Raw genomic sequence first — 5,429 nt, forward strand, 5'->3', positions numbered from 1 at the left:
TACATCCCGCGCATCCAGCAGATCGCCGCCCGCACCGACCTGAAGATCGTGGCCGCACCGGCATCTACACCTACAACGATCTGCCGTTCCAATTCCATTACAACGGACCGGGTTTGATGATGGATATGCCCGAGCCGATGACGGAATTGTTCGTCCGCGACCTCACCGAGGGCATCGCCGACACCGGGGTGCGCGCCGGATTCCTCAAGTGCGCCATCGAAACACCCGGCCTGACGCCCGGCGTGGAGCGGGTCATGCGCGCGGTCGGGCAGGCCGCGGTCCGCACCGGCGCCCCGATCACCGTCCACACCAACCCGCACACCCGTTCCGGCCTGGTGGCCCAGCGCGTGCTGCGCGAGGAGGGCGTCGATCTGACCCGCGTGATCATCGGCCATTCCGGCGACACCACCGACCTCGACTATCTCGTCGAATTGGCCGACGCCGGTTCCTGTCTGGGCATGGACCGCTTCGGCATCGACGTCCTGCTGCCCTTCGAGGACCGGGTGAACACGATCGTCGAACTGGTGCGCCGCGGCTACCGGGACCAGATCACCATCGCCCACGACGCCGCCTGCTTCATCGACTGGTTCGACCCGGTCGCCAAGGCCCAGGTCACCCCCAAATGGAACTACCGCCACATCAGCGAGGACGTCCTCCCCGCCCTGCTGGCCAAGGGCCTCACCCCCGCCGACCTGGACGCCATCCTCATCGACAACCCGCGCCGCCACTTCCAGCCCACCTGATCGCCGAATGCCAGGCCAGCGCAACAAATCGGACAAATCCCCTCGGGGAGGTGTCGCTCGGCGATAGGTTGCGTGATAGATGCCGACTATGGACGGAGGACTACGCATGACCGCATCGACTCGCACCGCTCGCCGACGGGCTGCCGAACTCCTGGTGTATCCGCGCATCGTGCAACTGGGACTGATTTCCGCCCTCCGGGCACGGCGACGGCGGGGCCGGACCGGCTGAGCAACCTGTTGCGAGCCGATTGCCGATACGGTGAGATGGACGCGGAGGAGGGACCGGCGAGGCGTCCGCCCCGGGGCACGGAGGTACGGCAGCGGTGGAGTCCGGCGTGGATGCCAAGCCGGCGAAAGACGAACCGCCGCAACCGCCTTCGTTCGGCTCGACGCTGCGGCGACTGCGCGAGGACCGTCGTCTCTCGCGGGAGCGGCTGGGATTCAACGCGGGCGTGAGCGCCAGCTATGTGACCAGCCTCGAGAAGGGCGAGCGGGCGCACCCGACCCGGGAGATCATCGAGGCGCTGGTGCGCTGCCTGAACGACGTGTCCGATCTCGCGTCCGGTGAACGGCGGCTGCTGTTCGATCTGGCGGGCCTGGCCGACACCGAGCTGCCGGACATCGACGATCTGCGTGCCGACCTCGGCCGCGGCATCCCCCGCGCGCTCGAACTCTACGAGCCGCACCTGGCCGCCTACGTCGACACCCGGCTCAATATCCTCTTCTGCAATTCCAGCTTCGCACAAGGCTTTCCGGGTTTACGCGAGGACGGGAACCTGCTGCGGTGGATGCTGGGCAATCCGGTGGCGAAGACGGCGCTCGTCGAATGGGAGCACGAGGTCCGGATCTCGGTGCAGTGGCTACACGGATTCGCCGGGCAGCACGCCGACCCCGGCTGGGCCGCCGATCTGCTGACCGAGCTGGGGCGGTACCCGCTGTTCCGGGAGCTGTGGGCGACGACCACCGCCCGCTACGAACGGCAGCGGCCCATCATCCGACTGCGCGATCCGGTGGGAGAGCCCATATCCATTGTCGGGCAATTGTTTCGGGTGCCGAGCACCACGTATCCGGAGTGGATCCAGATCTTCATCGGCCTGCGCTACCCGGACGACGACCCGCAGTGCCCGGACGACGAGTCCGATCAGCGCGGCAGCGGACTGTAGAACACCAGGCCGTTGCCCTTGTTGTCGAATACCACGGCGCGGCGCTCGTGGGCGTCGTTGTACGGGCCCTTCACGATGCCGCCGCCACTGGCCTCGACCGCCTTCGCGGCGGCATCGACATCGGCGGTCTTGATGCCGACGACGACCTGGCCGTGGATGGGATGGTCCACGTCGGTCGCGAGGGCGAGGGTGATCGGCCCGCCGTCGAGGGCCGCGAAATGCGTTCCGTCCCGGAACTTCAACGCCATGCCGAGCGTGTCGCCGTAGAACCGGATCGATTCGTCCAGGTCATCGGTGGACAGGATGATCATCTTCACTTCGTGATCGCTCATGGCACCCATCGTGGTCGTCTCCGCTCGCGATGCACACCCGACACGCCCGCTCACCGGACAGCCCGCACCCGCGGTGCGCAGCGCGGTGGGCTTCGACCTGTCGCAGACGAGCATCGGGCCGCTGCGCGCCTGACGGACGGTCACAGCTCCAGGCCGAGGATGATCGCGATGTGGTGGGGGAAGGCCGTGCAGTGGACGCCGGCGGTCTGCATCTGGAATTCGCGGACCAGGCCGGTCTCGGGATCGCGCAGGCGCTGAATCCGGGTGGAGGGCGGGAAGTCGACGCCGTCCTCCTCCCAGATCCGGCGGAAGTCGGGGAAGCGGCCCAGATCGTCCATGAGCGCGGTCAGCATGGGGTCGTCGCCCATCCGGCCGGCGGCGGTCCGCAGCCAGTCGACGTATTTGTGTGCCTCGGCCTCCCAATCGACCTGATGCTGTTTAGCCAGGTCATTGCCGAACATCCAGCGAAACAGGTTGCCGTCCTGGCGGGTTCCGGGCAGGGCGGTGTCCCAGGCGTCGTTGGCCTCGAGGATGTTGCCGCAGTGGTCGACGTAGGCGGCCAGGTGCGGGCGGAACAAGAACAGCGCGTGGCGTTGCTCGGTGGTGATTGCCGCCCGCAGGTTCCGGACGGTCGGTTCCCCCGGCAGGTCCAGCCCGGCCAGATCGAACACGTGGCGCCGGTCGGCCATCGACACCGAGCGGATGCGATCGAGACAGCGCAGCAAGGCCTCCACCACCGCCAATGCCGGATTGAGCCGATCGCCCTTCTCCAGATGGGTGACGTAGCTGGCGCTCACACCGGCGGTGTAGGCCAGCTGCTCCCGGGAGACGCCGCGATCGTCGCGCAGCCGCCGCAGTGCGCGCCCGAATGTGGGCGCCTCGACAGTCGGCAGATCCCGTGCGTGGTCCGGTCTTTCGGTCACCGTCATGCGCTCCCTCCCGGTTACCGGCCCGAATTGCCCGAAACAGCAACCGCTTAGCAATGCTGCCACAGCAGGCCGGTAACCAGGATTAGACGCACAGGCAATTATTCGGCTACGACAACCGATTCGGCCACGCCACCGACGCGGGCGGGACGCGTTCCCCGGAAGGTGGTCGCCACCACGAATGCCAGCGATGCGATGCCCGCCGCCGCCGCGAACGCGGTGGTCATACCACTGACCAGGGCGTGTTGCGGCGATCCGCCCGCACCGCGGGCCGAGGTGCCGAAGATGGTGACCATGATCGCCAGGCCGAGCGCGGCGCCGGTCTGCTGCAGCGTCTGCATCGCACCGCCCGCCGCACCCGCCTCGTGCGGCTCGACATTCGACATGATGATCACGTTCAGCGGCGAAACCGACAGGCCCAGACCGAATCCCATCAGGATCATGGCGGCGAACAGCAGCGGGAAATAGCCGCTGTCCGGGGTGAGCAGGGTCAGCAGGACCAGTCCGGACACCATGGCGGACGCGCCGACCATGGTCACCGGCTTCGGGCCGAAGCGCGGCAGCAGGCGCGGGATCAGCCGGATCATGGCGAACATCAGCAGGGCGGTCGGCAGGAACGCGAAACCGGTTGCCAGCGCGCTCAATCCGAGGACGTCCTGCAGGAACTGGGTGAGGAAGAAGAACATCGACATGCCCGCCATCGGGGTCAGGAACATATTGGCGTAGGCGGCGGCGCGGTTGCGGTCGGCGAACAGACGCAGCGGCAACAGCGGTTGGGCGGTACGCGATTCGATGACGAGGAACGCCGCGATCAGGGCCGCGCCGAGGGCCAGCGAGATATCGGTGGTCGCGGTCTCCCAGCCGTCCGAGGCGGCGCTGATGAAGCCGTAGACCAGGGCTGCCACACCGGCGGTTGCGGTGATCGCGCCCGGCAGATCCAGGTGCGCGGGTTGCCGCTCGGCCCGGGGCAGATAGCGCAGCGCGAGCACCACCACCGCGAGCCCGAAGGGCACATTGATGAACAGGACCGAGCGCCAGCTCAGCCATTCGGTGAGCAGTCCGCCGACGATGAGGCCGATGGCGAAACCGGCACTGGACATGCCCGAGAACAGCGCGAGCACCCGCATGCGGGCCTTGGGTTCACTGAAAGTGGTGGTCAGCAGGGCGAGGGTGCTGGGCGCGGCCATGGCGCCGCCGATGCCCTGCACCACCCGCGCGGCGATCAGCCATCCGGCGGTGGGTGCGAGCCCACCCGCCAACGAGGCCAAGGTGAACAGCGTTGCGCCGGTGAGGAACAGCGTGCGGCGGCCGAACAGGTCGCCGGCGCGCCCGCCGAGCAGCAGCAGTCCGCCGAACACCAGGCTGTAGGAGTTCATGACCCAGGACAGTCCGGTGGCGCTGAAGTGCAGGTCGCTCTGGATGCGCGGCAACGCCACGTTCATCACGGTGATGTCCAGGACGATCATCAATTGGCAGGTCAACAGGGTGGCCAGCACGATGCCCGAGCGGACGCGGCTGGTCTTCGATTCGGGGCGGACGCCGACGGCGTCCGGGGAAAGAGTGGTCGACAAGGAATTCTCCATCGAAGAGGAGTAAATCGGAGGGTGCCTCCGTTTCCGATGGAGTTACTATATGGAGGGTTCCTCCATTTGCGCAAGCCTATCCGGAGGGTCCATCCGTTTTCTAGTGGAGGGTTCGTGGCAGCACCGTCGACCGGGAAGCCGATGCGCGCAGACGCACGGCGCAACTACGAGCTGATCGTGGCAACCGCCCAGGCGGCCTTCAAAGAGCTCGGACCCGAGGCGCCCCTCGAGGAGATCGCGCGGCGGGCGGGCATCGGGATCGGCACCCTCTACCGGCACTTCCCCAATCGCGAGGCGCTGATCGAGGCCGTCTACCGCTCCAATATCGAGCAGCTGGCCCAGCGCGCCCGCGATCTACTCGAAGAGCACACGCCCGCAACGGCTTTCGAGTTCTGGCTGCGCGAGCAGGTGTCCTGGGTGATGGCCAATCGGGTGCTGGCCACCACTCTCAAGGCCGGCATGGACCACGCCTCCCCCACCTTCCAGCTGTGCCGGGAGGCGATCACCGAGGCGGCCGAGCTGCTGGTCCGGGCCGGGCAGGAGGCGGGCGCGCTGCGCGCCGATCTGGAACCCCGCGACCTGATCCGGTTCGGGCACGGCATCGGCGTCGCCTGCGAAACCGTGCCCGACGCCGCCGAACGCATGCTGGCAGTCACCATCGACGGGTTGCGCGCCGCACCCG

Annotated in this window: 6 protein-coding genes and 1 pseudogene; 4 read left to right on the top strand and 3 right to left on the bottom strand. The window is 67.7% G+C overall.

Annotation, left to right across the window (positions count from 1 at the left end):
* A pseudogene (locus tag ON43_RS35205) lies at positions 1 to 743 on the top strand (phosphotriesterase family protein); the annotation flags it as partial.
* Between the two features lie 335 nt (positions 744 to 1,078).
* Positions 1,079 to 1,906 carry an MmyB family transcriptional regulator gene (locus ON43_RS35210; protein WP_157514289.1) on the top strand — a complete coding sequence of 276 codons (828 nt, stop codon included), beginning with the start codon at positions 1,079 to 1,081 and terminating at the stop codon, positions 1,904 to 1,906.
* Here ON43_RS35210 and ON43_RS35215 read toward each other — a convergent pair.
* The gene (locus ON43_RS35215) at positions 1,885 to 2,238 is read right to left on the bottom strand and encodes a VOC family protein (protein ID WP_040814628.1); all 354 of its coding nucleotides are present in this window, start codon (positions 2,236 to 2,238) and stop codon (positions 1,885 to 1,887) included. The genes ON43_RS35210 and ON43_RS35215 overlap by 22 nt on opposite strands.
* Here ON43_RS35215 and ON43_RS46950 point away from each other — a divergent pair.
* A complete protein-coding gene (locus ON43_RS46950; protein ID WP_281033407.1) occupies positions 2,237 to 2,371 on the top strand; it encodes a hypothetical protein in 135 nt (44 codons plus the stop codon). The genes ON43_RS35215 and ON43_RS46950 overlap by 2 nt on opposite strands.
* A 7-nt stretch (positions 2,372 to 2,378) precedes the next feature.
* On the opposite strand, the gene ON43_RS35220 is transcribed toward ON43_RS46950, so the two are convergent.
* Both ON43_RS35220 and ON43_RS35225 read right to left on the bottom strand, forming a co-directional pair.
* Complete coding sequence (locus ON43_RS35220; RefSeq protein ID WP_157514290.1) at positions 2,379 to 3,161, bottom strand: MmyB family transcriptional regulator; 783 nt, start codon at positions 3,159 to 3,161, stop codon at positions 2,379 to 2,381.
* A gap of 104 nt (positions 3,162 to 3,265) precedes the next feature.
* Positions 3,266 to 4,735, bottom strand: a complete 1,470-nt coding sequence (locus ON43_RS35225; protein ID WP_245568890.1) for an MFS transporter — start codon at positions 4,733 to 4,735, stop codon at positions 3,266 to 3,268.
* 126 nt (positions 4,736 to 4,861) lie between these two features.
* On the opposite strand from ON43_RS35225, the gene ON43_RS35230 reads away from it, so the two are divergent.
* On the top strand, positions 4,862 to 5,429 hold a 568-nt coding region (locus ON43_RS35230; RefSeq protein ID WP_245568891.1), incomplete at its 3' end, for a TetR/AcrR family transcriptional regulator.

Source organism: Nocardia concava NBRC 100430 (assembly GCF_000308815.1).
Classification (GTDB): Bacteria; Actinomycetota; Actinomycetes; order Mycobacteriales; family Mycobacteriaceae; genus Nocardia; species Nocardia concava.

Excerpts from the sequence above, each read along its gene's own strand:
- ON43_RS46950 (WP_281033407.1), top strand. The coding sequence starts at position 2,237 with ATGGCACCCATCGTGGTCGTCTCCGCTCGCGATGCACACCCGACACGC.
- ON43_RS35215 (WP_040814628.1), bottom strand. The coding sequence starts at position 2,238 with ATGAGCGATCACGAAGTGAAGATGATCATCCTGTCCACCGATGACCTG.